This is a genomic window from Nocardioides turkmenicus (assembly GCF_011045035.1).
GTDB classification, from domain to species: domain Bacteria; phylum Actinomycetota; class Actinomycetes; order Propionibacteriales; family Nocardioidaceae; genus Nocardioides; species Nocardioides turkmenicus.
Genome location: NZ_JAALAA010000004.1, coordinates 173,971 through 196,357, shown reverse-complemented (window position 1 = coordinate 196,357; position 22,387 = coordinate 173,971). Strand labels below are relative to the sequence as shown.

The window sequence follows — 22,387 nt, the reverse complement described above, 5'->3', positions numbered from 1 at the left end:
CACGCCCTCAGGTCGCCGGCCGGACGATCCCGTGGTCGTACGCGAAGACGATGGCGGCCGCGCGGTCGCGGAGGTCGAGCTTGGCGAAGATGCGGCCGATGTGGGACTTCACGGTCAGCTCGGAGATGACGAGCCGCTCGGCGATCTCGGAGTTGGTCCAGCCGGAGGCGAGGCCACGGAGCACCTCGAGCTCGCGGTCGGTCAGCTCGGAGACCTCGACCGCCCTCGACGCCGGTGGCACGACGGCGGAGCGGTAGGTGGCCAGGACCCGGCCGGTGATCGCCGGGTCGAGCCAGGCGTCGCCGAGGGCGACGGAGCGTACGGCCATGACCAGCTCCTCGGCGGGCGAGTCCTTGAGTATGAAGCCGGCGGCCCCGGCGCGCAGAGCCCCGGAGACGAGCTCGTCCTCGTCGAAGGTGGTCAGCACGAGCACCGGCGGAGCCTCCGGCAGCGCCCGCAGCAGCCGGGTGGCGGCGATCCCGTCGACCTGCCGCATCCGAAGGTCCATGACGACGACGTCGGCCGGGTTGGCCTCGAGAGCTGCGACCACCTCCGACCCGTCGGCGCACTCGGCGACGATCTCCATCCCGTCGCGCCGTCGCAGGATGCGGCGGAGGCCGCTGCGTACGAGCTCCTGGTCGTCCACGACGATGACCCGGATCGGCGAGGAGCCGTTGACCGGCGTCATGCGAGGGCCTTGCGTACGAGACAGTGTGGCGGGATCACCAGGTCAACCTTCCACATCGACTCCTCGGCCCCCGCCGACAACCGGCCGCGGAGCTGTTCGGCGCGGGCGGCCATGCCGGCCAGCCCGGTTCCCTCGCCGACCCCGCGCCGGGTGCCGACGAGCGGGTTCTGCACGGAGAGACGTACGCCGTCCGCGACCGCCAACGAGACCGAGACGGGTGCGCCGGGGGCATGCCGGATGGCGTTGGCGAGGGACTCCTGCAGGATCCGGTAGATGCCCAGGCCGACGCCGGCGTCGATGCGGGAGAGGTCGCCGGAGGACGAGAACGTGATCGTCTGCCCGGCACTGCGGCCCTCCTCGACGAGCCGGACCACGTCCGAGGCCCCGGGCAGCGGTGCCGTCCCGGCGCCGGAGCTCGACAGTCCCCCGATCGTACGGCGGATCTCGGCCATCGCCCGGCGCCCGACGGCCTCGGCCTCGGTGAGTGCGGAGACCGCCTCGTCGGGGTCGTCCCCCTCGGCGACGGCGCGCCGCGCCGCGGTCAGGTGGAGCAGGGTGATCGAGAGCGAGTGCCCGACGAGGTCGTGGATCTCGCGGGCGATCCGGGTGCGCTCGGCCTCGGTCGCGCGGGCGTGCTCCTGCGCGCGGGCGAGCCGTTCGGCGCGGAGCGCCCGCATCTGGGCGAGCATCATCAGCCCGCACACCCAGCCGACGAAGAGCAGCAGGAAGTGGACACCGATGCCGCTGGGCGTGTCCGTGGCGAAGACCCACATCACCACCCCCGAGGCGATCCCGTAGAGGGTTTCCTGTGCGGAGGCCCTCGCGGATGACCATCTCGAGGGTGAGCGGGACCAGCACCGCCGGGGCGAAGTCGTGCTGCGGCCAGAACGCGGTCGCCGGCTCCGACATCAGCCACGAGGACCCGGCGAGCGTCGGCACCAGGTCGACGACCCACATGTTGTGCTTGAGCCAGTCGCGGGACGTCGGGACGAAGAAGATGCTCAGCGAGGGCACGACGATCACCAGCCCCGCCAGGACCATCTGTCCCGTGGCCTCCCGCTGGAGCACCGCGACGGTGACCACCCCGAGGAGCGCGGCGGCCGACAGCAGCGGCGCCCACCAGGGGATGTCGAGGTCCTTGCTGCGTACGCGCCTGTCCAGGTAATCACGCACGTCGCGAGCGAGACTCCGGACACTCATGCCGTCCAGTCTAGGAACGCGTGACCCGGGTCGCATCCGACCGTGGCAGGCGGCCGATCTCCTACCAGGGTAGGAACGCAGGTGCCTGCCAGCGTGCGATGTGCCCGGGTGCCACCGATCACTAGCGTCGAACCATCATCCCAACGACAACGAAGACGGTGAGGACGATGACGTGGAACCAGACCCATGAGCGCTACCGGCTGCTGAACGAGGCAGAGGCGGAGCTGCGCGCCGGCGGCGCGCGCAGGCTGCCGTGGTCGCCGGCCTATGCGGACGCGTTCGGCACCCCGGAGCGCCTGGCGCAGGCCCTTCGTCATCGGTGGCGGATCCGGTTCCAGGCGCAGCTCGACCCGGCCCTGTCGCAGGAGGACTACGAGGCGGCCTTCGCCGAGCTGCTCGCCGACCTGGCGCCGCTGATGGGCCGGATCGGCACCCACGAGTTCCGCGAGGAGCTGGCCGATGCCTCGGCCTGAGCTGTCGCCGATCGAGGGGGCGAGGTCGTACGCGCGATGGGCCCTCTCCCAAGGCATCAACCGCGCGGTCCTCAGCTTCGCGTCGAGGCGCGGCGACCCGCTCGCCGAGCTGATGTGGTCGCGTGAGGTCCCGGACTATGGCCGGCTGCGGGCGCGCGGGCCGATCCACACCAATCCGTTCATGGCCGGCACCGTCTCGTACGCCGCCGCCGATGAGATCCTGCGCAGCAGCGACTTCGGCGTCGGCGACGGCCAGGGTGAGCTGCCGGTACCGCTGCGCTGGCTGCTCGGCAAGGTGAGCGCCCCCGACGCCCTGGGTCCGGTCGACCCGCCGTCGATGCTCGCGGTCGACCCGCCGCTGCACACCCGCTACCGCAAGCACGTCTCGAAGGCGTTCACCGCCCGCCGGATCGGCTCGATGGCCGAGATGGTCACCGCGGTCGCCGGCGACCTCCTCGACCAGATCGACCCGCGCGAGGGGCCGGTCGACATCATCGAGGAGTACGCCGCGAAGCTCCCGATCACCGTCATCGCCGAACTGCTCGGAGTGCCGGCCGCGGACCGCGCCGACATCCTGCGCTGGGGCGACCAGGCCGCCGCGATCCTCGACCCGGGGCTGTCCTGGCGGGACTACTCCCAGGTCGAGACCGCGATGAGGTCCCTGCACCACTGGTTCGAGGACCACGTACGCCGCCTCCGCTCCGACCCCGGCGACGACCTCCTCAGCGCCCTGGTGATCGCCGGCGACCTCGACGACATCGAGCTCCACGCCCTCGGGCTGTTGGTGCTGGCGGCCGGCTTCGAGACCACCGTCAACCTGCTCGGCAACGCCGTCGCGGCTCTCGACGCCCACCCGTCCCAGCGGTCTCTGCTTCTCGCCGATCCCTCCCTGGTCGACGGTGTCGTCGAGGAGACCCTGCGCTGGGACCCGCCCGTGATGGCCACCGTCCGCGAGGCCTACGCCGCCACGAACGTGGCGGGCGTGGACGTCTCCCGAGGCACCGCTGTCGCCGTGGTCATCGGCGGAGCCAACCGCGACCCGTCGGTGTTCGAGGACCCCGACACGTACGACATCAGCCGGGCCAACGCCGACCAGCACCTCTCCTTCTCCGCCGGCGCCCACTTCTGCCTAGGCGCCAGCCTCGCCCGCCTCGAGGCCCGCGTAGGCCTCCGCATGCTCTTCGAGCGCTTCCCGTCTCTGCGGGTCTCCGGCGAAGCCGTACGCCGCCCCACCCGCATCCTCCGCGGCTACGCATCCCTGCCCGTCGCCCTGTGACCCGTGGTGTACTACTCCTACTGAGGCACCCGCCGGGGGTGCGTACGGAAGCCTCGGGAGGCGGACCATGGGTAACGGCGACGAGCTCACCGTTGACTACGACAATCTGAACAAGGTCCATAGAGACCTCGAGGAGCAGAAGGGGCTGGTCCAGAGCCTCAACCTCGGGCACGCCCCCGCGGTAAGTGCGTTCGGGGGCTCCGCCAAGGGGGAGTGGCTCGCCAACGCGGTGATCAAAGGTCACGAGAACATCGGCAAGGCGAAGAAAGAGACCGTAGAGGGCCTGGAGAAGTACGCCAGCGCCGTCAACGATGCCATCCACGACATTGCTGCGACCGACGAGGGCGCAGCCATCGTTGCGAAGAAGATGGCCGAGGCTCTCGCCGTGATGAGCAACCCGCTCGTGATCTTCAGGAAGGAACTCGGCGGAAAGATCCCGATGATCTGATTGGTCTCAGTCTGCTCAAAGAACCTGGTACGTCGGCATGATCTGACCGATCAGTGCCTCGGCGCCTTTGCGGTCAATGTCCGCCTTGGTGAATCGCCATGTGACTGCGACTCGATGCTCGCCAGCAGGTACAACCGTCCCGTAGTGGTCCTCCCACTCGCGTCCGTTGTCGCCCTGAAAGTGGTAGAAGATGGACCCGTTGATCGTCTCATTCGGAAGACGCTTCAGATCTTGAACATCGTTGGCCAACGTCTTCTCTTCAAGAGTCGCCAGTGCGTCAACTGCTGCTTCGTCGTCCCCGTTGCCGGAATGGACGCCCCCTTGGAACGTTGCAGCGCCAGGTGAGATGCCGATGGCGTCCTCGGGCGCGCGTGCCGTCAACGAAAGGTCACCACTGGAGCTAAGCCTCCATGTAGGCGGAACCTGCAGTTGCGCGACTTCAACCGATGCGACTTGCCAGTTGGCCGGAACGTCGGGTGCGCTCGATTCCGATGACTCAGTTCCATTCGGCCCCGAGGCGGAGGCGCTGGCAGTCGGGTCTGCGGTGGGTGCGTCGTCACCGCACCCAGCGAGCGCAGTTACGGTGATCAGGGCCAGTGCGGCGATCGCGATCGTCCGAGACATAAGACGGACTATCTGCTTTCCTCTGAGTCCGGACAATTCTGAAGCACCTTCCGGTGATCAGAGGACCTTGTACGTTGGCATGATCTGAGCGATCAACGTCTCGGCACCCTTGCGGTCGATGTCAGTTTGATTAAAGTGCCACGTAATGGTGACCCGATCGTCGCCGTTAGGTGTGACAGTCCCGTAGTGGTCCTGCCAAAAGCCCTCGCCCTCGCCCTGGAAGTGGTAGAAGACGGAACCGTTGATCGTCTCATTGGGTAGGCGCTTGAGGTTTTGAACGTCGTCGGCCAGCGTCTTCTCGCTGAGCTTGGCCCACTCTTCGACAGCGCTCTCGCCCTCGCCACCACCGGCATTTGGGCCTGCCTGAATGTTGCCGGACCCAGGAGATAGACCGATGGAGTCCTTTGGTGCGCGCATCGTCTGCTGCTGATCGGCCATCGAGTCCAGCGTCCAGTCCGGCGGAACCTGCAACTGGACAGGTCCTGCGGACGCCACCTGCCAATCGGAGGGAACTTCCGAACCGCCCGCGCTGGGGTCCGCTGACGACGGTGTACTAGAGGCCGCAGGTTTCGTCGGGTCAGCCTCCGGTTCGTCCGAACCGCAACCTGACATGGTCAATGCCAGGCTTGTTGCTAGGGCGCCGAGTTTGATCGTCCGATCCGTCCACATGGTTCGGAACTCTAGAGGAGTTCTGCCACAGGGTGACCTGAGCAGTCGTCGTGTTGTCTAATCTTTGGGTAGCGGGGGCATCCGGTCCCCCAGGAACAGTACTTTCGGGGAGGATCGGGATGACCGTACGCGGACCGTGGATGCAAAGACTCGGTGACTATGTCAAAACCGCAGATCCAGGTGCGATTGACCTTCTCATCACCAAGTGGCAGACGAGCGAGCGTCTGTTCCGAGACGCCGGCGAGGCATTGCAGCGCAGCGGGAAAGCCGCGGAAGATGGGTTCTCCGCGGCGTCGATGTCAGGTCCGGCGGCCCGTCGCAGTATGGAGTCGTCGGGTACCAAGACGGCCGACAAGAGCGACGTGATCAAAGCCGCTGTCGCAGCACTACAAGACGTACGAGGCAGGATCACCACCGCGATGCGTGAGCATGCCAGGCTCGAAGCGACCCTGCCCGCGTCCCACGGTGCCGCACCGAATCCCTCCGACCCGAAGTACGCCCAGTCCGGAACAGGCGTTGACGGAGCGCAGGCAGCAGAGAACCAGAAGGCGCTCCAGGCCGACCGAGCCGCCCACGCAGCCCGAGAGGCCGCGATTGCTGAGGCCGAGCGAATCGCCGCCCAGCACGTGCAGGACGTCGACACGTCCGTCGACGAGGCCGAGCCGAAGGTTCGCGCCCTCTATGACGACGGCAGCAGTTCGGACCCAGTCCCTGCCGGCAGCTCGGGCTCGCCGGGTTCCGCGAGCCAGGTCGCGGCCGCGCAGGCGCGCATGGCGAAGTACAACTCCGGCACGCTCTACCCCGAGGGCTGGGGCCACGAGCTGATCGCCCAGGAGAAGGCGAACATCGAGGCGGCGAAGGCTGAGAACACGCCCGAATGGGACGGCACCCAGTGGATCAACGCCGACGGCACCCCTGCACCGGCGACGTCGTACGCGATGGTCGAGACGGCTGACGGGCTCGCGCCGCTCGCGGGCGGCACGGGTGGCATGTCGGCCCTCGCACTCGCCGGCGGTGGCGCCCTTCTGGGCGCTGGTGTCGCCAAGGCGGTGGCCAGCAAGTTCGCCGCAGGTGCCTCCGCGAAGGCAGGGTCCGCGGGAGCGACCTCCAGGTCGGCCGCGGCCAGGTCTGCAGCTGCCAGAGCCGGCGCCGCAAGCGCTCGCGCGGGAGCCGGCGCTGCTGGCGCTGGAGCCCGCGGGGCGGGTGCTCGTGCTGCCGGAGCGGGCGCACGGGCCACCGGAGCTGGTGCCCGTGCCACCGGTGCGGGCGCACGAGGCGCCGGAGCCGGTGCGGGACGTGGCGCCGCCGCGCGGGGTGCCGCAGCCGGACGCGGTGGGATGGGTGCCGCCGCCGGCCGTGGAGGTAAGAAGCGGGACCAGAACGGCAGCCAGAGCCAAGAGTGGGAAGCCGACTACACCGAAGACTGGACCGAGACCGCCAGCGACGTCCTGGACCCCAACGCCTCCCGCGGCTGGGTCCCTGATGCCACGGAGGCCAACGACAAGAGCGAGGACAAGAACCGTCGCGGATAACACGCATCGTTCAGCGCCGATCGTGATCAAGTCGATGCTCGTCCGCCGCGCTAACTGTCGAAACGCAGAGGTCATATGTGGCGCCCCTGGAACGTTTCCTAGCTCTGCGCCTCACTATCACGAACCGAGGACCTCCGCAGCTAACCCGTAGCGCCTGTCCACAGTTCGGAGACGAGACAAAATAAGTGAAGTCAATGGAAGTTCTTGACATGCTGTGCGGCCTCGCTTACGTTAAATTTTGCCCTAGACCAATGCAACTGATTCCCGGGTGGAGTTGGGGCGAGGAGTAATGCATGTCCATGCGCGACGCGGTACGCCGAACGATTAGTGCCGACTTTGTTGGTGAGGTTACGGCGAGTGCAACAGATCGTTTCGATGAAGTGAGCTTATCCCTTGGCGTCAGGGGCGAAGTGACGAATATCAGTGTCTTGCAGTTGACGCCGCGAATCAAGTCGCTGGATGGCTTTGTTGACGCAATATTTGACGCCGCTAATCGGGCTGAAACGGCGCGAGTGATTAGCGAGATAGCGCTATCCGGGGATCTTCCGTCTGGAGATTCGCCAACGACTCGACCGGAACTCCCTGGTCCAACGGCTCCTGGGCTAGCAATTCTCTCTCCCGGTGAGCAGGCCAACCAGTTGCAGCGATATATCGACCAGGGCGGTCTGGACTATGTGGACGGTCCGAGGAGTCGCAGGGGGGGCTCTCGAAACGGCTACCTAACGCTAACTCTGAATGACCGAGGTCAGTTGGTTTCTGTGGATGCGGACCAGCAATGGCTGTGGAGTGCAACTCTAGAACGGATCAATGCCGCGTTGAAGGAGGCCTTGGAGTCGTGAGTGGTCCTACCAATAGCATTTATGTTGAAGCTCAGGCACTTTACAACTGTGCATATGCCTGGCGCGAGGATGCTTGCGGGAAAATAAAGGAAGCGCGCAACAAGGCATCTCAAGGCGAGGGCCAGGGTCACCTATTTGGCGTCCTTCTCGCGTCGCTGCAAGAGCCCCACGACCACTTTGTTGCCTCGGCAGCGGATGTTCTCACGACCGCGGCGTCTACCGTAGAGGGGGTCGGCGACGCCGTGGAACGGGCGGCGAAAGATTTTGAAGAGACTGACGCAAATACTGCTGAGATGCTCAAGAAGGCGGAGGCTGGAATCTGATGAGCGACCGGATGCCAGGGCTCCCGGCCTACAAAGTTCCCCCGTTAAAGGGACAGCTTTCTGACCTTATCCTTTTCGGTACCCCGGACATGTGGTTCAACCGAATCGCGGAACTCAACGCCCAGTTGGTGAAAGCGATTGAGGACTGGGGAAAGGACATTCGGGCCAAGATTGATGGCCTGAGCACTTCTCAGGCGGCCATTATCGGGGGGTCAATTGGGGTGGTCGGCGGAGGTCCGCTCGGAAGCATAGTAGGTGGCCTTGCTGGCGCGGCTCTGGTGGATGTTATCAAAGACTGGCTCGACGGAAAACTTGGCGACCTACTTGAGCAATTGTGGGCAGCTCACAAGAAGCTCGTGGAAGCCATGCAGGCATGCATCGATGGAATCTTTGGAAACCCTGAAAAGCTAATGAGCCTGGGTGCCGGTTATCAGGCCGGTCAAAGCGCACTGGGTGACGCCGGGTTTGACGTTGCGCAGAAGACCGACTCCTTGGAGATCTATTGGGAGGGCCGAGCCTTCACTGCTTACAAAGGGGTCGCGCGTCAACAGGGTGACGCAATGAAGGTGATGGCATCAAAGATGGGGTCAGCGGCGCACTTGATGGCTGACGCAGCAGAGATGATTCAGCAGTGCTGGTCTGACGTGATTCAGGCACTGGTTGCCTTGGTTGCTGATGTTGCGGACACGCTTGTTGGTGATATTGAAATTACAAAGCTTCCGACCGCCGCGGTGACGGCCCCCGTTGGTGTGATTGTTGATGGGGTCAATTTCCTCAACGCCGTCGTCACTGCGATGCGTGAGGTGAGTATCCAGGGCCGTAATTCCGGATTCATGGCGTGGACCGAGCTCACGGGCGGAGACGTTGCGCTCGACCAATCCAAGTGGCCGGAACCCGACGGTCTTGCTTCCAGTGTCTATAAGAATGACGATAACTGGAGGATCACTGATCGATGAGATCGATGACGACTCGATGGATCGCGACGTGGTCGATTGCTGCCTCTGTGCTGGCCGGGCTAGTGCTCACCTCGTGCTCCTCAAGCCCGGATGATTCTGGTCAAGGAGTGGGTGAAGGTCAGGTCGAAGAGGTGTCGCCGGAGCAGATCAGCGGTGGCCGTGAAGCTCAGGTGGGTCTCCCGACCGGGGTATTGACGTTGAAGGTGAGCCCTGCGATAGGCAGCGTGGTCACCGACTCGGGTGACCTGAGGCCCCGGGCCGGGACGAAGATGGTTGGCATAGCTTGGAAACTTCAGCCCCATTCGAGTTCAGAGGGCCGGGACGTACTCCTAGAAGATCAGACCCTGGAGTCACTCCCTGAGCCTTCCTTCTCGCTCCTTGATGGTGAAGAGGAAATTGCGCTTCCGTCAGAGGTGCCGTCGCAGTGGTATCAGGGATTGGTCGTGGGTGCGAAGGATCCGTCGGTCCTGCAGGTGGAGTATGACGGTGTGACGCAACGTGTCGAGCTCGACACCGGTGTGGTCGAGGGCAACCAGGGTGAGCAGTTGAAAGACCTTGCGGCAGCGTCGACGACATTCGACAGGCGATGCCCTGCCAAAGCGTTCGAGCCGAAGGAAGCAGCCCTTACGCACGAGTGCGGCGTGCGGGCCGTGCATGTTCTGCCGTACATCACTTCGTTGGGCTGGGCGCCGGATGGTCAGACGTGGGTCGTGGTCGACGCTGATATCGATGGCGGGGCGACCGTACGTATCGGACAGAAGGTCGGACGTGAGCTGGCGAGTCCGTCAGGCGGAGTGCGCAGGCTCGTGTTTGTTGCTCCGAACATGCCAAGCGAGGTGACCTTCGACTTCGGGTCAGGGATATCACCGATCGCGGTTAGTTTGTCATCGAATTAGCTACGTCGTTGAGGTCTGCTTCAGCCCCGAGGATCATGGCCGCGCGGGCGGGAGGGCACTAACTGGCTAGGAAGACCGTTCCGAGGATGACCAGCGTGGACACGGCCCGAGGCCACCGATGATGGCGAAGACCGGGCCGATCACCATGGTAGCCGGCATTTTCTCCTTGAGCCCCAGCGAGTTGGCGGCTCTCCGGATGAGTCTGCGTCCTTCTGCGGAGTTGAACGTGTAGTCCGTGATCTGGCTGAACTCGCCGCTCTCTCTGATCCCCCAAGACTTCTTGAACCCGACCTCGGTCAGTCGCCCCTGGACGCGTTCGTAGCGGAACCCCGTGGGAACGCCAGCACGACACTGGAAGGTGATCTCGTCGTTGAGGATTCGATAGGTCTCGGCGCGACAGCGACGTGGTGGACGTACGACGATCTCAGGCCGGCCTTGTTGAAGGTGGCAAACCACTTGGCGTTCACGAGGTCGAGCGCCAGATCGAACCCTGCTGTGTCGGGGTGAGGACGTGCGGAGTCCCGGTCAGCTCCTGGCGTACGGCTTCGTAGAACTTCGCCGTCTGTGGAAGTGCGGTCACGTTGCCACCTTAGGAGGAGGTGTTGCCCTGGCTGGGTGCGGAGGCTTGCGAGTTCAGTTCCGGGTCTCGAGGTTGGGGCAACTAGCCGATGTGACGCGTGATGCGTCAGCAGGCCTCATAGACGTACGCCGCATCGTCCTGCCCCACGAGATCACGGTCGCGGAGGATGGTGAGCGGGGCGTGGTGGGGGTCGGCGCAGACGTCGGCGAAGGAGTGGCCGGCTTCGGCGAGGGAGTCGGGGTACTCGATCTGGAGCACGTGCGGGCCGTAGACGTCGGTGTAGGCGGCGCACTCGGAGTAGGCGCCGCACTCCTCAACGACGGCGAAGTCGAAGCCGAGGTCGTCGTGGGCGGTGCGGGCGGCCTCGGCTGCGTTCTTCTGGGCGATCGCCAGGCCGAGGTCGTGAGCGGCGGTCACATAGGCGGAGGCCAGGGCGAAGGCGCCGTCGCGCGAGATCGAGTCGAAGCGGGTCCAGGTGTCGAGGTTGTCGATCTCGACGGCGTCGAAGCCCGACTGGGCGCAGCTCTCGATGGCCGGACCGACCATCTCGAGGATCGACGAACGGGCAGTGGCGGTGGAGGGGTCGAGGACGATCTCGTCGGGCCAGTCGGGGTCGCGTACGGGATTGCCGGAGGCGTCGCGGAGCAGCGCCGCCGGATGGTCGGACCAGTCGGCGCCGGGCTGGGTCTGGAAGCCGTTGACGTAGCAGACGTTGTAGGCGCCCTCGAGGGGTTGGGCGGTGGCGTCGCGGACGACCACGTCGATCGGGGTGCCGTCGGTCAGCCGGTCGGCAAGCCCACCCAGCTGGTAGTCGAAGACGCCGTCGGTCGGGGGCAGGGCGACCGACGGCGAGCCGCAACCCGCCAAGGCGAACAATCCGACAAGTGCGACGAGGGCCGGGCTGCCAACGGCAGCCCGGCCCTGCGTACGTGCGCGTGCGCGGATCAGTGGAGGACCGTCGGAGCGGCGGCTCCGTGCTCGGCCTTGCTCTTGGGCAGGAACCACGCAGGGATGAGCGTGGCGAGCACCAGGATCGCAGCGATCACGAAGGTGGTGGAGAAGGCCTCGGCCATCTCGACCGGGATCGCCTTGAAGACCTCCGGCAGCTTGGCCGGGTCGAGACCCAGAGAAGCAGCGGCCTCACCGACCTTCTGCTGGTTGGCCGGGTCGGACATGAACTTCTCCAGACCGGCCGCCGGGACCCCGAGCTTGTCGGCGAGGTCGTCCGCAGCGGAGATCGACTCCTTGCCGGACAGGGCGTTGGTGAGCAGCACCGAGAAGAGCGCGGTGCCGGCGGAGGCGGCGACCTGCTGGACGATGTTCACCAGGGTCGTACCGCGGGCGATGGTGTGCTCGCGCAGCGTCGCCTGGGCGGCGGCGAAGGTCGGCATCATCGTCGCGCCCATGCCGAGTCCCATGATGAACAGGGACACGAGGAGGTACCAGTAGGGCGTGGTGTCGTCGAGCCGCGAGAACATGAACATGCCCACCGCGATCGTGGTGAGACCGCCGAGGACGATCTTGCCGGGGCCGGTGCGGTCGGCGAGCATGCCGGCGAGCGGCATCGTGACCATCGCGCCCAGACCCTGCGGAGCCAGCAGCAGGCCGGCGTGGAGGGCGTCCTCGCCGCGTACCTGCTGGTAGTAGAGCGGGAAGAGCAGCGAGGCGCCGAAGAACGCCATCGCGAAGATCGACAGGGTGATCACCGCAACGGTGAGCTCCTTGTTGCCGAAGAGGCGTACGTCGATCAGCGGGTGGTCGTTGCGCGGCGACAGCGCCCACGGGACGAACGCGGCGATCAGCACCAGGCCGGCGACCATGAAGGCGAGCACCTTGGTGTCGAGGATCGTGCCGGCCTCGGGGATCGAGGAGACGCCGTAGAGGAACAGCGCCAGACCCGGCGACAGCAGCACCATGCCGAGGAAGTCGAAGGACTGCGACGGCTCGACGTGGTCCTTGGGCAGCGCGCGCCAGGCGTACACGAGGGCGACGACGCCGATCGGGATGTTGATCAGGAAGATCCAGTGCCAGGAGGCGGAGTCGATCAGCGCGCCACCGATGATGGGCCCGAGGATGGGGCCGAGAAGCATCGGTACGCCGAGGATCGCCATCACGCGGCCGACCCGCTCGGGTCCGGCGGCGCGGGTCAGGATCGTCATGCCGAGCGGCATCAGCATGCCGCCGCCGAGGCCCTGGATCACCCGGAAGGCGACCAGCATCGGCAGCGAGGTGGCCAGCGCACACAGCGCCGACCCGAGCGCGAACAGCACGATCGCGGTCATGTAGAGGCGTTTGGTGCCGAACCGGTCGGCTGCCCATCCGGTCAGCGGGATCACCGTCGCCAGGGCGAGGGTGTAGCCGGTCATCGTCCAGGCGACCTCGGCAGAGGTGGCGTCGAACTCGCGCTGGAACGTCTCCAGTGCGACGGAGACAACGGTGATGTCGAGGATCGACATGATCGATCCGAGCACGACGACGCCTGCGACGATGAGCACGCTCTTGTCGAGGTGATCGTCCGGCGCCTTCTCAGGCTTGGCAGAAATGTCTGTCACGGGTTGACAGCCTACGTGTGGGTTGATAGGCGCCCTAGCCATTATTTGCATTTGAATGGTGACCTGCCTCACCACGGCGCACGGCCGCGGAGAGCAGGAACGACTTGATCACCCGGTAGATCGGCCGGATCAGCCGGCCGGGCACCGTGCCGTGGCGCTCCTCCTCCCAGACCCGCGCCCGCGGGTGGGACTCGAGCAGCCGGTCGAGCAGCGCCTGTGGTCCGGCCGCCGGCGGGCCGGCGTGCACGTCGATGCGGCAGACGTGCTTGATGTTGGCGTACCCGTACTGTGCCGGGTTGACCAGCCGCAGCGGTGCGCCGTGAGCGCCGTCCAGCGGCCGGCCGCCGAGCCGGTCGGCGAGCAGGACGTCGTCGGCCAGGAGATCGTCCAGCTGGGCGACGAAGTGCTCGCCGTCGAGGCCGCGGACCGTCACGTGAGTGACGGTCGTGCCCGCGGGTACGGCCGGTGCGACGTACCGCCGGTAGACGTCGGCGAAGGCGGCGCCCTCCCAGTGCAGGCCGGTCACCGACCAGCCGGCGACGCAGTGGAAGTCGGCGTCGAGATCGCGACGACCGGTGTCGACGAGCTCGTCGACGGCGATCTCGATCGGCGTCGGGAGCACTCCGCCGAAGATCACCGTCGGCTGGGCGGGCACGGTCGGTGGCGGCTGGTCGAGGCGGCGGCCGAAGCGCGGGAAGAAGTCGATGAGCTGCTGTCCCGGCGGGAGGGTTGTGCCTGCGTGGGTCTTGGTCATGTCAGCCACGGTGGCAGGGCTCGGGCGGGGTGCGCGTCAACCTTCAGGGGCGGGCGTCTCATCCTCGAGGATGAGAAACCCTGTCGGTGGTGGCGGCTACGGTCGTGTCCATGTCCTTCGTACCCGTGACCGGCCGCGCCGTCTTCCGGCCCGCGCAGCCGCCGCGGGACTCGGCCGTCGAGTTCGTGGACTCCCGCCGCTCGGTGTCGTTGCCGATGCGGGCCGCGCTGCCGGTCCTCAAGAAGGCGTACGCCGCCTCCGACCTGCATCCCTCGGTCGCTCTGGTCGCATCGGCTGCTCATCTCGGGCTCCGGTTCGTGGCCGCGGGACAGCTGGAGCCCGCGGGTGGTTCGTGGGCGGTCCGCTACACGCCCGAGGACGACGAGCGAGTGCGCCTGCTGGCCGAGTCACGGGCCTACGAGGACCTGGACGGCGATGCGGCCGAGGTGCTGGTGCGGGAGGTCGTGGCTGCGGTGGCCGACGCGGTGCCCACCTCGGCACCGAAGGCGGCCGGGTCGGGTGCGTTCCGGGAGTCGCTGCAGGCCCGGCTGGCGCGCTATCGGACCGACGAGGGCCCGGTGACGGCCGCGCTGCCGTCGTTGGTGCGGCTCTCGTTCCGCGTCGAGGCGCCGGAGGAGGACCTGCTCGCGGGGTCGCTGACGCTGGTGCCGCAGGTGCACGACGAGGCCGACCCGCTGCACGTCGCGGACGCCGCGAGGCTGTGGGACGAGGGCGACGATCACGGGTTCGGCCCGCGGGCGCGTACGCATGCGCAGGTCGCCCTCCGCGGGGCGGCGGAGGCCTGGCCGGTGCTCGACCGGCTGCTCGACCTGCCGGTCCCGGAGTCGCTGACCCTGGAGAGCGACGAGGTCGTCGGGCTGCTCGAGGACGGGGCGGAATGGCTCAAGGAGCGGGGTGTCGACGTGCTCTGGCCGCGCTCGCTGTCCCGTGACCTGACCACGTCGGTCGCGGTCGATCGGACGCCGTCGACGTCCACCCGCGCCCGCGAGGACCTGATGCGCGAGTCGCCGCTCGGCGAGAAAGGCCTGTTCGCCTTCCAGTGGCAGGTGGCGCTCGGCGGCGAGCCGCTCGATGCCGCCGAGATGGACGCCCTGGCGGCCGCCGCCGGCCCGATCCTGCGGCTCCGAGGTGCGTGGGCGGTCGTGCATCCCTCGGTGCTCCGTCGTGCGCGCAAGCGGCTGCTCAAACGGATCAGCGGGGGCGAGGCGCTGGCGGTGGCCCTCACCGGTCAGGTGCCCGCGGAGGTCGCCGAGGCCGCTCCCGGCGAGAAGGTGATCATCGGGGCGTCGATCGCGAGACTCCGCGACGAGGTGATCGAGGCGACCTCGGGGCCTGCTGTCGAGGTGCCCGTGGAACTGCAGGCCACCTTGCGCGGCTATCAGGTCGAGGGGCTGACCTGGCTGGCCGGGATCACCTCGCTCGGCCTGGGCGGCTGCCTGGCCGATGACATGGGCCTCGGCAAGACCCTGATGACGATCGCGCTCCATCTCCACCGCCAGAAGGAGCACGCCGGGCCGACCCTGGTCGTGTGCCCGGCCAGCCTGCTGGGCAACTGGGAGGCCGAGCTCGCCCGGTTCGCGCCCGAGGTGGAGGTGCGGCGCCATCACGGCGCCGAGCGCGACCCTTCGACAGGCTCAGGACACCGCGTCGAGGGTGCGAGCGGCGTGGTGCTGACGACGTACGGGACGATGCGGCGCGACGTCGAGCTGCTCTCCGCGGTGTCGTGGGGGCTGGTCGTCGCCGACGAGGCTCAGCACGTGAAGAACGCCGCCTCCGCGACCGCGAAGGCGCTGCGCGAGATCCCGTCGCACGCCCGGGTGGCGCTGACCGGCACCCCGGTGGAGAACAACCTGACCGAGCTGTGGGCCCTGCTCGACTGGTGCGTCCCGGGGCTGCTGGGCAGCCGATTGGCCTTCCGGCGCGCCTGGGCGAGCCAGATCGAGGCCGGTGCGGACGTCGGGAAGGCGAAGGAGTTCGCCTCGCTGGTCGGCCCGTTCCTGCTGCGGCGCCGCAAGTCGGACCCCGGGGTCGCGCCCGAACTGCCGCCCAAGACCGAGACCGACCACCTGCTGTCCCTCACCCGGGAGCAGGCGGTGCTCTACGAGGCCTACGTGCGCGACGCGATGGCGCGGATCGAACGGCTCGACGCCGACGACCCGCAGCGACGTGGGCTCGTCCTCAGCCTGCTCACCGGCCTCAAGCAGATCTGCAACCACCCGGCGCAGTTCCTCAAGCAGGAGGGCGGTCGGATCACGGGGCGGTCGCAGAAGATCGAGCTCCTCGACGAGCTGGTCTCGACGGTTCTCGCGGAGTCGGGGGCGGTGCTCGTCTTCACCCAGTACGTCGCGATGGCCCGTCTCCTCGAGGGCCACTGGGCCGCGTCCGGTGTGGCGCACCAGTTCCTCCACGGCGGCACCCCGGTGGCGGAGCGCTCGCGCATGGTCGAGCGCTTCCAGGACGGCGAGGTGCCCGTTTTCCTGCTCTCGCTCAAGGCAGGTGGGGTCGGCCTCAACCTGACCCGGGCCGACCACGTGATCCATGTCGACCGGTGGTGGAACCCGGCGGTCGAGGATCAGGCGACCGACCGAGCTCACCGCATCGGCCAGACGCGTACGGTCCAGGTGCACCGGCTCATCACCCAGGGCACCGTCGAGGAGCGCGTCGCGGAGCTGCTGCAGCGCAAGCGGGTGCTCGCAGATGCGGTGCTCGGCGCCGGCGAGGCCGCCGCCTTCACCGAGCTGTCCAACGCCGAGCTCCGCGAGCTGGTCAAGCTCGGTCCCCAGAAGCGCCGGAAACGTCGCCGGATCGCGTCATGAGCTCGGTGCTGACCTTCGCCCGCGAGCCGCACCGGCGCGGGATGGTGAAGGTCGAGTCCTGGTGGGGACGGGCGTTCCTGCGGGCGATCGAGGAGCTGGCCTACGACGACAACCAGCTCTCCGGCGCCCGGACTCTTGCCCGCTCGGGACGGATCGGCGGCCTGGTCGTCGAGGCGGGCCGGTTCGCCGCCGGGGTCGAGGACGAGCGCGGGCTGTGGACGGTGATCGGCACGGTTCCGGTGCTCGACGGAGATTCCGTCGCCGCGCTCGAGGAGGTCCTCGGTGCCTCGGCCGCGCGGGTCGAGGCGCTTCTCGTCGGCGAGCTGCCGCTGGACGTGGCCGAGCATGCCGAGGAGGCGGGGGTCGAGCTGGTCCCCTACGGCGAGGAGCTCGGGGTGACCTGCACGTGCGGTCACTGGCACCCGGTCTGCGGCCATGCGCTCGCCGTGCTGCACCAGCTCTGCTGGACGGTCGACCGCGATGCCTCCGTGCTGCTCCACCTGCGTGGGGCCGAGCGTCATGCGCTGCTGAGGAACAAGGGGCCGGAGACCGGCCGGGCCGCCCCAGCCGGCGAGGCGACGCGCGATCAGGTCGACGACGTCGAGATCGCGCTCGACGCCGTGCTCCGGGCGCGTCACATGCTGGAGGAGTGACTCGAAGGAGTGAACAGGGGCTAACCTGACGGAATGACATCGGCTCCGACGAAGACCCGGCGCGAGCAGATCCTGGACACCGCGGCCGAGCTCTTCGCGGCCCGCGGCTTCCACGGCGTCTCCGTCTCCGAGCTCGGCGCTGCCTGCGGAATCTCCGGTCCGGCGCTCTACAAGCACTTCCCGAGCAAGGACGCGATGCTCGCCGAGATGCTCGTCTCGATCTCCCAGGAGCTGCTCCGGGAGGGGCGTGCCCGGGTGAAGGCCGCCTCCGGCACCGCGGCGGCGATCGAGGCGCTGATCGACTGGCACGTCGACTTCGCGCTGCGCGACCGGGCACTGATCGTCGTCCAGGAGCGCGACTGGCAGTCGCTCCCGCACGAGGCGCGCGAGCAGGTGCGCACGCTGCAGCGGAAGTACGTCGACCTCTGGGCCGCCCAGCTCCGCGACCGCAACCCGGCCCTGGCCCTCGACACCGCCCGTGCGATGGCCCACGGAGTCTTCGGTCTGATCAACTCGACGCCTCACAACCGGGTCCTCCCCGAGGAGTCCACCCGCGCGGTGCTCACCAAGATGGCCCGAGCCGCCCTCGCCGAATAGTCACCGTCCCCGTCGACACCGGACGTGGGACTTGTCACACGAGGTTAATGAACGTTAACCTCGTGCCATGGCGTCCAATCTGCGCGAGTTGACCCTCGAGCTGCGAGAGCGGCTCGAGCGCGTCCGGCAAGGAGGGAGCGAACGCTCCCGGCAACGGCACACCGACCGCGGGAAGCTGCTCCCGCGAGACCGGGTGGACGGTCTCCTCGACCCCGGGTCACCGTTCCTGGAGGTGGCTCCGCTGGCGGCGTACGGGATGTACGACGATGGCGACGAGTGGGCGGTCCCGTCGGCGGGGGTGATCGCCGGCATCGGGCTGGTCGCGGGCCGCAAGTGCATGGTCGTCGCGAACGACGCGACCGTGAAGGGCGGCACCTACTACCCGATGACGGTCAAGAAGCACCTGCGGGCGCAGACGATCGCGGCGGAGAACAACCTGCCGTGCATCTACCTCGTCGACTCGGGCGGCGCGTTCCTGCCGAAGCAGGACGAGGTCTTCCCCGACCGTGAGCACTTCGGCCGGATCTTCTTCAACCAGGCCAACATGTCCGCGAAGGGCATCCCGCAGATCGCCTCGGTGATGGGCTCGTGCACCGCCGGTGGTGCGTACGTGCCGGCGATGAGCGACGAGACGGTGATCGTGCGCGACCAGGGCACGATCTTCCTCGGCGGCCCGCCGCTGGTGAAAGCGGCCACGGGCGAGGAGGTCACCGCCGAGGAGCTCGGTGGCGGGCTCGTCCACGCCACCAAGTCGGGCGTCGTCGACCACCTCGCCGACGACGACAAGCACGCCCTCGAGATCGTCCGCGGCATCGTCTCGACGCTCCCGGAGCAGGAGACGCGGACGACGACGTACGACGAGCCCGTCGACTCCCCCGAGACGCTCGCCGACGTGGTGCCCGCCGACACCAGGACCCCCTATGACGTACGCGAGGTGATCCGCCGCATCGTCGACGGGTCCCGGCTGCAGGAGTTCAAGCAGCTCTACGGGGAGACGCTGGTCTGCGGGTTCGCGCAGATCGAGGGGCAGCAGGTCGGCATCGTCGCCAACAACGGCATCCTCTTCTCCGAGTCGGCGCTCAAGGGCGCCCACTTCGTGGAGCTGTGCAACCAGCGCGGCATCCCGCTGGTGTTCCTGCAGAACATCACCGGGTTCATGGTCGGCAAGGAGTACGAGAACAAGGGCATCGCCCGCGACGGCGCCAAGCTCGTCACCGCCGTCGCCTGCTCGGTGGTCCCGAAGTTCACCGTCGTCATCGGCGGCTCCTACGGCGCCGGCAACTACGGCATGTGCGGCCGCGCCTACGACCCGCGGTTCCTGTGGATGTGGCCCAACGCGCGGATCTCGGTCATGGGCGGCGAGCAGGCCGCCTCGGTGCTCGCGACGGTCGCCGGCAAGCCGGACGACGAGGAGTTCAAGGCGCCGATCCGGGACCAGTACGAGACCCAGGGCTCGCCCTACTACGCCACCGCCCGGCTGTGGGACGACGGCATCATCGACCCCGCCGACACCCGGCGGGTGCTGGCCATGGGGCTCGCGGTGGCGGCGAACGCGCCCACGCCCGAGCCCAACTACGGAATCTTCAGGATGTGATGGCCGTGTTCGAGAGTGTTCTGGTCGCCAACCGGGGCGAGATCGCGCGCCGCGTCTTCCGGACGTGCCGCGAGCTCGGCATCCGGACGATCGCGATCTACACCGCGCTCGACGCGGACGCACCCCACGTCCGCGACGCCGACGAGGCCGTCGAGGTGGCGTCCTACCTGGACGCCGACGCCGTGGTCGCAGCGGCTGTCGACGCCGGTGCCGAGGCCGTCCACCCGGGTTACGGCTTCCTCTCCGAGCGGGCCGAGTTCGCCCGGGCGGTCGCGAAGGCCGGGCTGACCTGGGTCGGCCCGACCCCGGAGGTCATCGAGCAGATGGGTCGCAAGGACGCGGCCCGGGAGATCGCGGTCGCCGCCGGCGTACCCGTGGTCCCGCGGGGCGAGGACAGCCCCTACCCGCTGCTGGTCAAGGCCGCGGCCGGCGGTGGCGGCAAGGGCATGCGCATCGTCCGTTCGCCGGAGGAGCTCGACGAGGCCCGTGGCGCCGCCGCTCGCGAGGCGCTGAACGCCTTCGGCGACGAGACCCTCCTGATCGAGAAGTACGTCGAGCGTGGCCGTCACATCGAGGTGCAAGTCTTCGGTGACACCCACGGCAACGTCATCCACCTCTTCGAGCGCGACTGCTCGACCCAGCGTCGTCACCAGAAGGTGATCGAGGAGGCCCCGGCCCCGACGCTCACCGATCAGCAGCGCAACCTGGTCCTGACCAGCGCCGTTGCTCTCGCGAAGCAGGTCGGCTACACCGGCGCCGGGACGGTCGAGTTCCTGCTCGACGACGCCACCGGTGACGCCTACTTCCTGGAGATGAACACCCGCCTCCAGGTGGAGCACCCCGTGACCGAGGAGATCACCGGGGTCGACCTCGTCGCCCTCCAGCTCCGGGTCGCCGCCGGCGAGCCGCTGGGCATGACCCAGGACGACGTACGCGTCGACGGCCACGCGATCGAGGTACGGGTCTACGCGGAGGACGCCTTCGAGGGCTTCCTGCCGCAGGCCGGCCGGACGAGCATCGTTCGCTGGCCCGAAGGCGCGCGCGTCGAGCACGCCCTGGAGAGCGAGCAGGTCGTCAGCACCGCCTACGACCCGATGCTCGCCAAGATCATCGTCCACGGTGCCGACCGCGAAGAGGCTCGCGCGGCGATGGTCAAGGCACTGGACGCGACCGCCGTCCTCGGCCTGACCACCAACACCGGCTTCCTCCGCGTGCTGGCCGCCTCCGACGCCTTCCGCGACGCCGAGATCGACACCGCCTGGCTCGACCGCAACGAGGTCCCCGCGCCCGACCCCGACGTCGCGCGGACGCTCGTCGCGTGGGTGAGCGCCATGCTCTCCGCGGTCTCGGACACCACCACCCCGTTCCGTGCCGACGGCTGGCGCCTCGCCGGCTCCCCGGCACCGACCATCGTCGACCTCGACCGCAGCGTCACCGTCGACCGCCCCGCCAGCCGCGTCGAGGACCACGTGGTCAGGCAGATCAGCGCGGCCGACCACGTCCTCGTGGCCGTCGTCGACGGCGTACGCCACCGGGCTGTCGCCAACGTCCAGCCTGGTCTCGCCGAGATCGTCCACCAGGGACACCGCTTCGACTTCTCCCCGCCCGACCGCGTCGCCGGCGCCGCCTCCCACCACAGCGACGGCGCCGTCGAGGCCAAGATGCCCGGCACCGTCATCGAGGTACGTGTCGCCGTCGGTGACACCGTCGAGGATGGCCAGGTCCTCGGTGTCATGGAGGCGATGAAGATGGAGGTCTCTCTCAAGGCCCCGTTCGCCGGCACGGTGACCGTCGTCGGTGCCGGCGCCGGATCCCAGGTGCCGCTCGGTGCTGAGCTCTTCGTCGTGGAGGCGACCGATGACTGACCTCCCCGCCGTCGTACGCCACGACGACCTGCCCAGCAGGATCACGATCTACGAGGTCGGTGCGCGTGACGGCCTCCAGAACGAGAAGACGGCGATCGACACCGGCGTCAAGGCAGAGCTGATCACCCGCCTGCTCGACGCCGGGCTGAGCCCGGTGGAGGCGACGAGTTTCGTGCACCCGAAGTGGGTGCCGCAGCTGGCCGACGCGAAACAGCTCATGGAAGAGCTGGTCGACCGGCTCGGCGACCGGGCGCGGGAGCTCCCGGTGCTGGTCCCGAACGAGAAGGGGCTCGACCGGGCGCTGGAGCTCGGGCTCAGCCACATCGCGATCTTCGGCAGCGCGACGGAGACGTTCGCCAACAAGAACCTCAACCAGACCTTCGACGGCCAGTGGGCGATGTTCGAGCCGACGATGAACCGGGCCAAGGACGCGAACATGACGGTCCGCGGCTACCTCAGCATGTGCTTCGGCGACCCTTGGGAGGGGCAGGTCGAGATCGCGAAGGTGGTCGAGGCGGGCAAGCGGCTGCTCGACCTCGGCGCGGACCAGCTCAGCCTCGGGGACACCATCGGGGTCGCCACCGCCGGCCACGTGAAGGCGCTGATCCGTGCGTTCGAGGAAGCAGGTGTCACGACCGACCGGCTCGCGCTGCACTTCCACGACACGTACGGCCAGGCGCTGGCCAACACGCTCGCCGGGCTCCAGTGCGGGGTGACCACCTATGACGCCAGCGCCGGCGGTCTGGGCGGCTGCCCGTACGCCAAGAGTGCGACCGGCAACCTGGCCACCGAGGACCTGATCTGGATGCTCGACGGCCTGGGGATCGAGCACGGCGTCGACCTCGACAAGGTCGCCGACACGAGCCAGTGGCTCGCCGGTCACCTCGGCCGGCCGAGTCCCTCGGCCGTCGTACGTGCCCTGCGCTCCTAGATTGATGGTGCGCCCTAGACTGCACCCAAGAGTGACGGCCGGGTGACAAAAGACGGACCGCCGCGACAATCTCTACTAACTTGGTGCAGAATAGCGGGAC

22 protein-coding genes are annotated in these 22,387 nt (G+C 67.9%); 15 read left to right on the top strand and 7 right to left on the bottom strand.

Features of this window, described 5'->3' with window-relative positions; translation table 11 throughout:
• Nucleotides 1–7: 7 nt before the first annotated feature.
• On the bottom strand, nucleotides 8–688 hold the full coding sequence (locus G5C66_RS06375) for a response regulator transcription factor (RefSeq protein WP_165110125.1): 681 nt from the start codon (nucleotides 686–688) through the stop codon (nucleotides 8–10).
• A complete protein-coding gene (locus G5C66_RS06370) occupies nucleotides 685–1,461 on the bottom strand; it encodes a sensor histidine kinase (RefSeq protein ID WP_165110124.1) in 777 nt (258 codons plus the stop codon). Before G5C66_RS06370 ends, G5C66_RS06375 begins: the two co-directional genes overlap by 4 nt.
• A 68-nt stretch (nucleotides 1,462–1,529) precedes the next feature.
• Between G5C66_RS06370 and G5C66_RS06365 the strand changes: the two genes are divergently transcribed.
• The 4 genes from G5C66_RS06365 (at nucleotide 1,530) to G5C66_RS06350 (ending at nucleotide 4,085) form a co-directional block, all read left to right on the top strand.
• Nucleotides 1,530–1,853, top strand: coding sequence for a hypothetical protein (locus tag G5C66_RS06365; RefSeq protein WP_165110123.1), 324 nt, complete (start codon nucleotides 1,530–1,532; stop codon nucleotides 1,851–1,853).
• A 202-nt stretch (nucleotides 1,854–2,055) separates the two neighbouring features.
• Nucleotides 2,056–2,361: a hypothetical protein gene (locus G5C66_RS06360; protein WP_165110122.1), complete on the top strand. Its 306-nt coding sequence runs from the start codon at nucleotides 2,056–2,058 to the stop codon at nucleotides 2,359–2,361.
• Nucleotides 2,348–3,637, top strand: a complete 1,290-nt coding sequence (locus G5C66_RS06355) for a cytochrome P450 (RefSeq protein WP_165110121.1) — start codon at nucleotides 2,348–2,350, stop codon at nucleotides 3,635–3,637. The genes G5C66_RS06360 and G5C66_RS06355 overlap by 14 nt, the downstream gene beginning before the upstream one ends.
• 67 nt (nucleotides 3,638–3,704) lie before the next feature.
• Entirely contained in the window at nucleotides 3,705–4,085 is a 381-nt protein-coding gene (locus G5C66_RS06350; protein WP_165110120.1) for a hypothetical protein, read from the top strand.
• Between the two features lie 15 nt (nucleotides 4,086–4,100).
• On the opposite strand, the gene G5C66_RS06345 is transcribed toward G5C66_RS06350, so the two are convergent.
• Both G5C66_RS06345 and G5C66_RS06340 read right to left on the bottom strand, forming a co-directional pair.
• Nucleotides 4,101–4,709: a hypothetical protein gene (locus G5C66_RS06345; protein ID WP_165110119.1), complete on the bottom strand. Its 609-nt coding sequence runs from the start codon at nucleotides 4,707–4,709 to the stop codon at nucleotides 4,101–4,103.
• Between the two features lie 57 nt (nucleotides 4,710–4,766).
• Nucleotides 4,767–5,147, bottom strand: coding sequence for a hypothetical protein (locus tag G5C66_RS06340; RefSeq protein ID WP_165110118.1), 381 nt, complete (start codon nucleotides 5,145–5,147; stop codon nucleotides 4,767–4,769).
• A 554-nt stretch (nucleotides 5,148–5,701) separates the two neighbouring features.
• Between G5C66_RS06340 and G5C66_RS06335 the strand changes: the two genes are divergently transcribed.
• The 5 genes from G5C66_RS06335 to G5C66_RS06315 all read left to right on the top strand — a co-directional run bounded on the left by G5C66_RS06335 (nucleotide 5,702) and on the right by G5C66_RS06315 (nucleotide 9,924).
• A complete protein-coding gene (locus tag G5C66_RS06335; protein WP_165110117.1) occupies nucleotides 5,702–6,910 on the top strand; it encodes a hypothetical protein in 1,209 nt (402 codons plus the stop codon).
• A 293-nt stretch (nucleotides 6,911–7,203) separates the two neighbouring features.
• Nucleotides 7,204–7,749 carry a hypothetical protein gene (locus G5C66_RS06330; protein WP_165110116.1) on the top strand — a complete coding sequence of 182 codons (546 nt, stop codon included), beginning with the start codon at nucleotides 7,204–7,206 and terminating at the stop codon, nucleotides 7,747–7,749.
• Complete coding sequence (locus G5C66_RS06325) at nucleotides 7,746–8,072, top strand: hypothetical protein (RefSeq protein ID WP_165110115.1); 327 nt, start codon at nucleotides 7,746–7,748, stop codon at nucleotides 8,070–8,072. Before G5C66_RS06330 ends, G5C66_RS06325 begins: the two co-directional genes overlap by 4 nt.
• Entirely contained in the window at nucleotides 8,072–9,028 is a 957-nt protein-coding gene (locus G5C66_RS06320) for a WXG100 family type VII secretion target (RefSeq protein ID WP_165110114.1), read from the top strand. Before G5C66_RS06325 ends, G5C66_RS06320 begins: the two co-directional genes overlap by 1 nt.
• Nucleotides 9,025–9,924 carry a hypothetical protein gene (locus G5C66_RS06315; protein WP_165110113.1) on the top strand — a complete coding sequence of 300 codons (900 nt, stop codon included), beginning with the start codon at nucleotides 9,025–9,027 and terminating at the stop codon, nucleotides 9,922–9,924. The genes G5C66_RS06320 and G5C66_RS06315 overlap by 4 nt, the downstream gene beginning before the upstream one ends.
• 685 nt (nucleotides 9,925–10,609) lie before the next feature.
• Here G5C66_RS06315 and G5C66_RS06310 read toward each other — a convergent pair.
• From G5C66_RS06310 to G5C66_RS06300, 3 genes are all read right to left on the bottom strand, one after another.
• Nucleotides 10,610–11,380, bottom strand: coding sequence for an endo alpha-1,4 polygalactosaminidase (locus G5C66_RS06310; RefSeq protein WP_165110112.1), 771 nt, complete (start codon nucleotides 11,378–11,380; stop codon nucleotides 10,610–10,612).
• Nucleotides 11,381–11,448: 68 nt separating this feature from the next.
• Nucleotides 11,449–13,056, bottom strand: a complete 1,608-nt coding sequence (locus tag G5C66_RS06305; protein ID WP_165110111.1) for a DHA2 family efflux MFS transporter permease subunit — start codon at nucleotides 13,054–13,056, stop codon at nucleotides 11,449–11,451.
• Nucleotides 13,057–13,090: 34 nt separating this feature from the next.
• Nucleotides 13,091–13,810 carry a molybdopterin-dependent oxidoreductase gene (locus G5C66_RS06300; protein ID WP_165110110.1) on the bottom strand — a complete coding sequence of 240 codons (720 nt, stop codon included), beginning with the start codon at nucleotides 13,808–13,810 and terminating at the stop codon, nucleotides 13,091–13,093.
• A gap of 110 nt (nucleotides 13,811–13,920) precedes the next feature.
• On the opposite strand from G5C66_RS06300, the gene G5C66_RS06295 reads away from it, so the two are divergent.
• From G5C66_RS06295 to G5C66_RS06270, 6 genes are all read left to right on the top strand, one after another.
• On the top strand, nucleotides 13,921–16,647 hold the full coding sequence (locus G5C66_RS06295; RefSeq protein ID WP_165110109.1) for a DEAD/DEAH box helicase: 2,727 nt from the start codon (nucleotides 13,921–13,923) through the stop codon (nucleotides 16,645–16,647).
• A complete protein-coding gene (locus G5C66_RS06290) occupies nucleotides 16,644–17,300 on the top strand; it encodes an SWIM zinc finger family protein (RefSeq protein ID WP_165110108.1) in 657 nt (218 codons plus the stop codon). Before G5C66_RS06295 ends, G5C66_RS06290 begins: the two co-directional genes overlap by 4 nt.
• Nucleotides 17,301–17,333: 33 nt before the next feature.
• Nucleotides 17,334–17,897 (top strand): SACE_7040 family transcriptional regulator, encoded by a 564-nt coding sequence (locus tag G5C66_RS06285; RefSeq protein WP_165110107.1) that lies wholly within the window; start codon nucleotides 17,334–17,336, stop codon nucleotides 17,895–17,897.
• 67 nt (nucleotides 17,898–17,964) lie between these two features.
• Nucleotides 17,965–19,491: a carboxyl transferase domain-containing protein gene (locus G5C66_RS06280; RefSeq protein WP_165110106.1), complete on the top strand. Its 1,527-nt coding sequence runs from the start codon at nucleotides 17,965–17,967 to the stop codon at nucleotides 19,489–19,491.
• Nucleotides 19,491–21,356, top strand: coding sequence for an acetyl/propionyl/methylcrotonyl-CoA carboxylase subunit alpha (locus G5C66_RS06275; RefSeq protein WP_165110105.1), 1,866 nt, complete (start codon nucleotides 19,491–19,493; stop codon nucleotides 21,354–21,356). Before G5C66_RS06280 ends, G5C66_RS06275 begins: the two co-directional genes overlap by 1 nt.
• The gene (locus G5C66_RS06270; RefSeq protein ID WP_165110104.1) at nucleotides 21,349–22,287 is read left to right on the top strand and encodes a hydroxymethylglutaryl-CoA lyase; all 939 of its coding nucleotides are present in this window, start codon (nucleotides 21,349–21,351) and stop codon (nucleotides 22,285–22,287) included. Before G5C66_RS06275 ends, G5C66_RS06270 begins: the two co-directional genes overlap by 8 nt.
• The last annotated feature ends 100 nt before the right edge of the window (nucleotides 22,288–22,387 follow it).

Bases quoted from the DNA above. Each gene is read 5' to 3' on its own strand.
- G5C66_RS06375 (WP_165110125.1), bottom strand. From the start codon at position 688: ATGACGCCGGTCAACGGCTCCTCGCCGATCCGGGTCATCGTCGTGGAC.
- G5C66_RS06370 (WP_165110124.1), bottom strand. From the start codon at position 1,461: ATGTGGGTCTTCGCCACGGACACGCCCAGCGGCATCGGTGTCCACTTC.
- G5C66_RS06360 (WP_165110122.1), top strand. From the start codon at position 2,056: ATGACGTGGAACCAGACCCATGAGCGCTACCGGCTGCTGAACGAGGCA.
- G5C66_RS06355 (WP_165110121.1), top strand. From the start codon at position 2,348: ATGCCTCGGCCTGAGCTGTCGCCGATCGAGGGGGCGAGGTCGTACGCG.
- G5C66_RS06350 (WP_165110120.1), top strand. From the start codon at position 3,705: ATGGGTAACGGCGACGAGCTCACCGTTGACTACGACAATCTGAACAAG.
- G5C66_RS06345 (WP_165110119.1), bottom strand. From the start codon at position 4,709: ATGTCTCGGACGATCGCGATCGCCGCACTGGCCCTGATCACCGTAACT.
- G5C66_RS06340 (WP_165110118.1), bottom strand. From the start codon at position 5,147: ATGGCCGATCAGCAGCAGACGATGCGCGCACCAAAGGACTCCATCGGT.
- G5C66_RS06335 (WP_165110117.1), top strand. From the start codon at position 5,702: ATGGAGTCGTCGGGTACCAAGACGGCCGACAAGAGCGACGTGATCAAA.
- G5C66_RS06330 (WP_165110116.1), top strand. From the start codon at position 7,204: ATGTCCATGCGCGACGCGGTACGCCGAACGATTAGTGCCGACTTTGTT.
- G5C66_RS06320 (WP_165110114.1), top strand. From the start codon at position 8,072: ATGAGCGACCGGATGCCAGGGCTCCCGGCCTACAAAGTTCCCCCGTTA.
- G5C66_RS06315 (WP_165110113.1), top strand. From the start codon at position 9,025: ATGAGATCGATGACGACTCGATGGATCGCGACGTGGTCGATTGCTGCC.
- G5C66_RS06300 (WP_165110110.1), bottom strand. From the start codon at position 13,810: ATGACCAAGACCCACGCAGGCACAACCCTCCCGCCGGGACAGCAGCTC.
- G5C66_RS06295 (WP_165110109.1), top strand. From the start codon at position 13,921: ATGTCCTTCGTACCCGTGACCGGCCGCGCCGTCTTCCGGCCCGCGCAG.
- G5C66_RS06290 (WP_165110108.1), top strand. From the start codon at position 16,644: ATGAGCTCGGTGCTGACCTTCGCCCGCGAGCCGCACCGGCGCGGGATG.
- G5C66_RS06285 (WP_165110107.1), top strand. From the start codon at position 17,334: ATGACATCGGCTCCGACGAAGACCCGGCGCGAGCAGATCCTGGACACC.
- G5C66_RS06280 (WP_165110106.1), top strand. From the start codon at position 17,965: ATGGCGTCCAATCTGCGCGAGTTGACCCTCGAGCTGCGAGAGCGGCTC.
- G5C66_RS06275 (WP_165110105.1), top strand. From the start codon at position 19,491: ATGGCCGTGTTCGAGAGTGTTCTGGTCGCCAACCGGGGCGAGATCGCG.
- G5C66_RS06270 (WP_165110104.1), top strand. From the start codon at position 21,349: ATGACTGACCTCCCCGCCGTCGTACGCCACGACGACCTGCCCAGCAGG.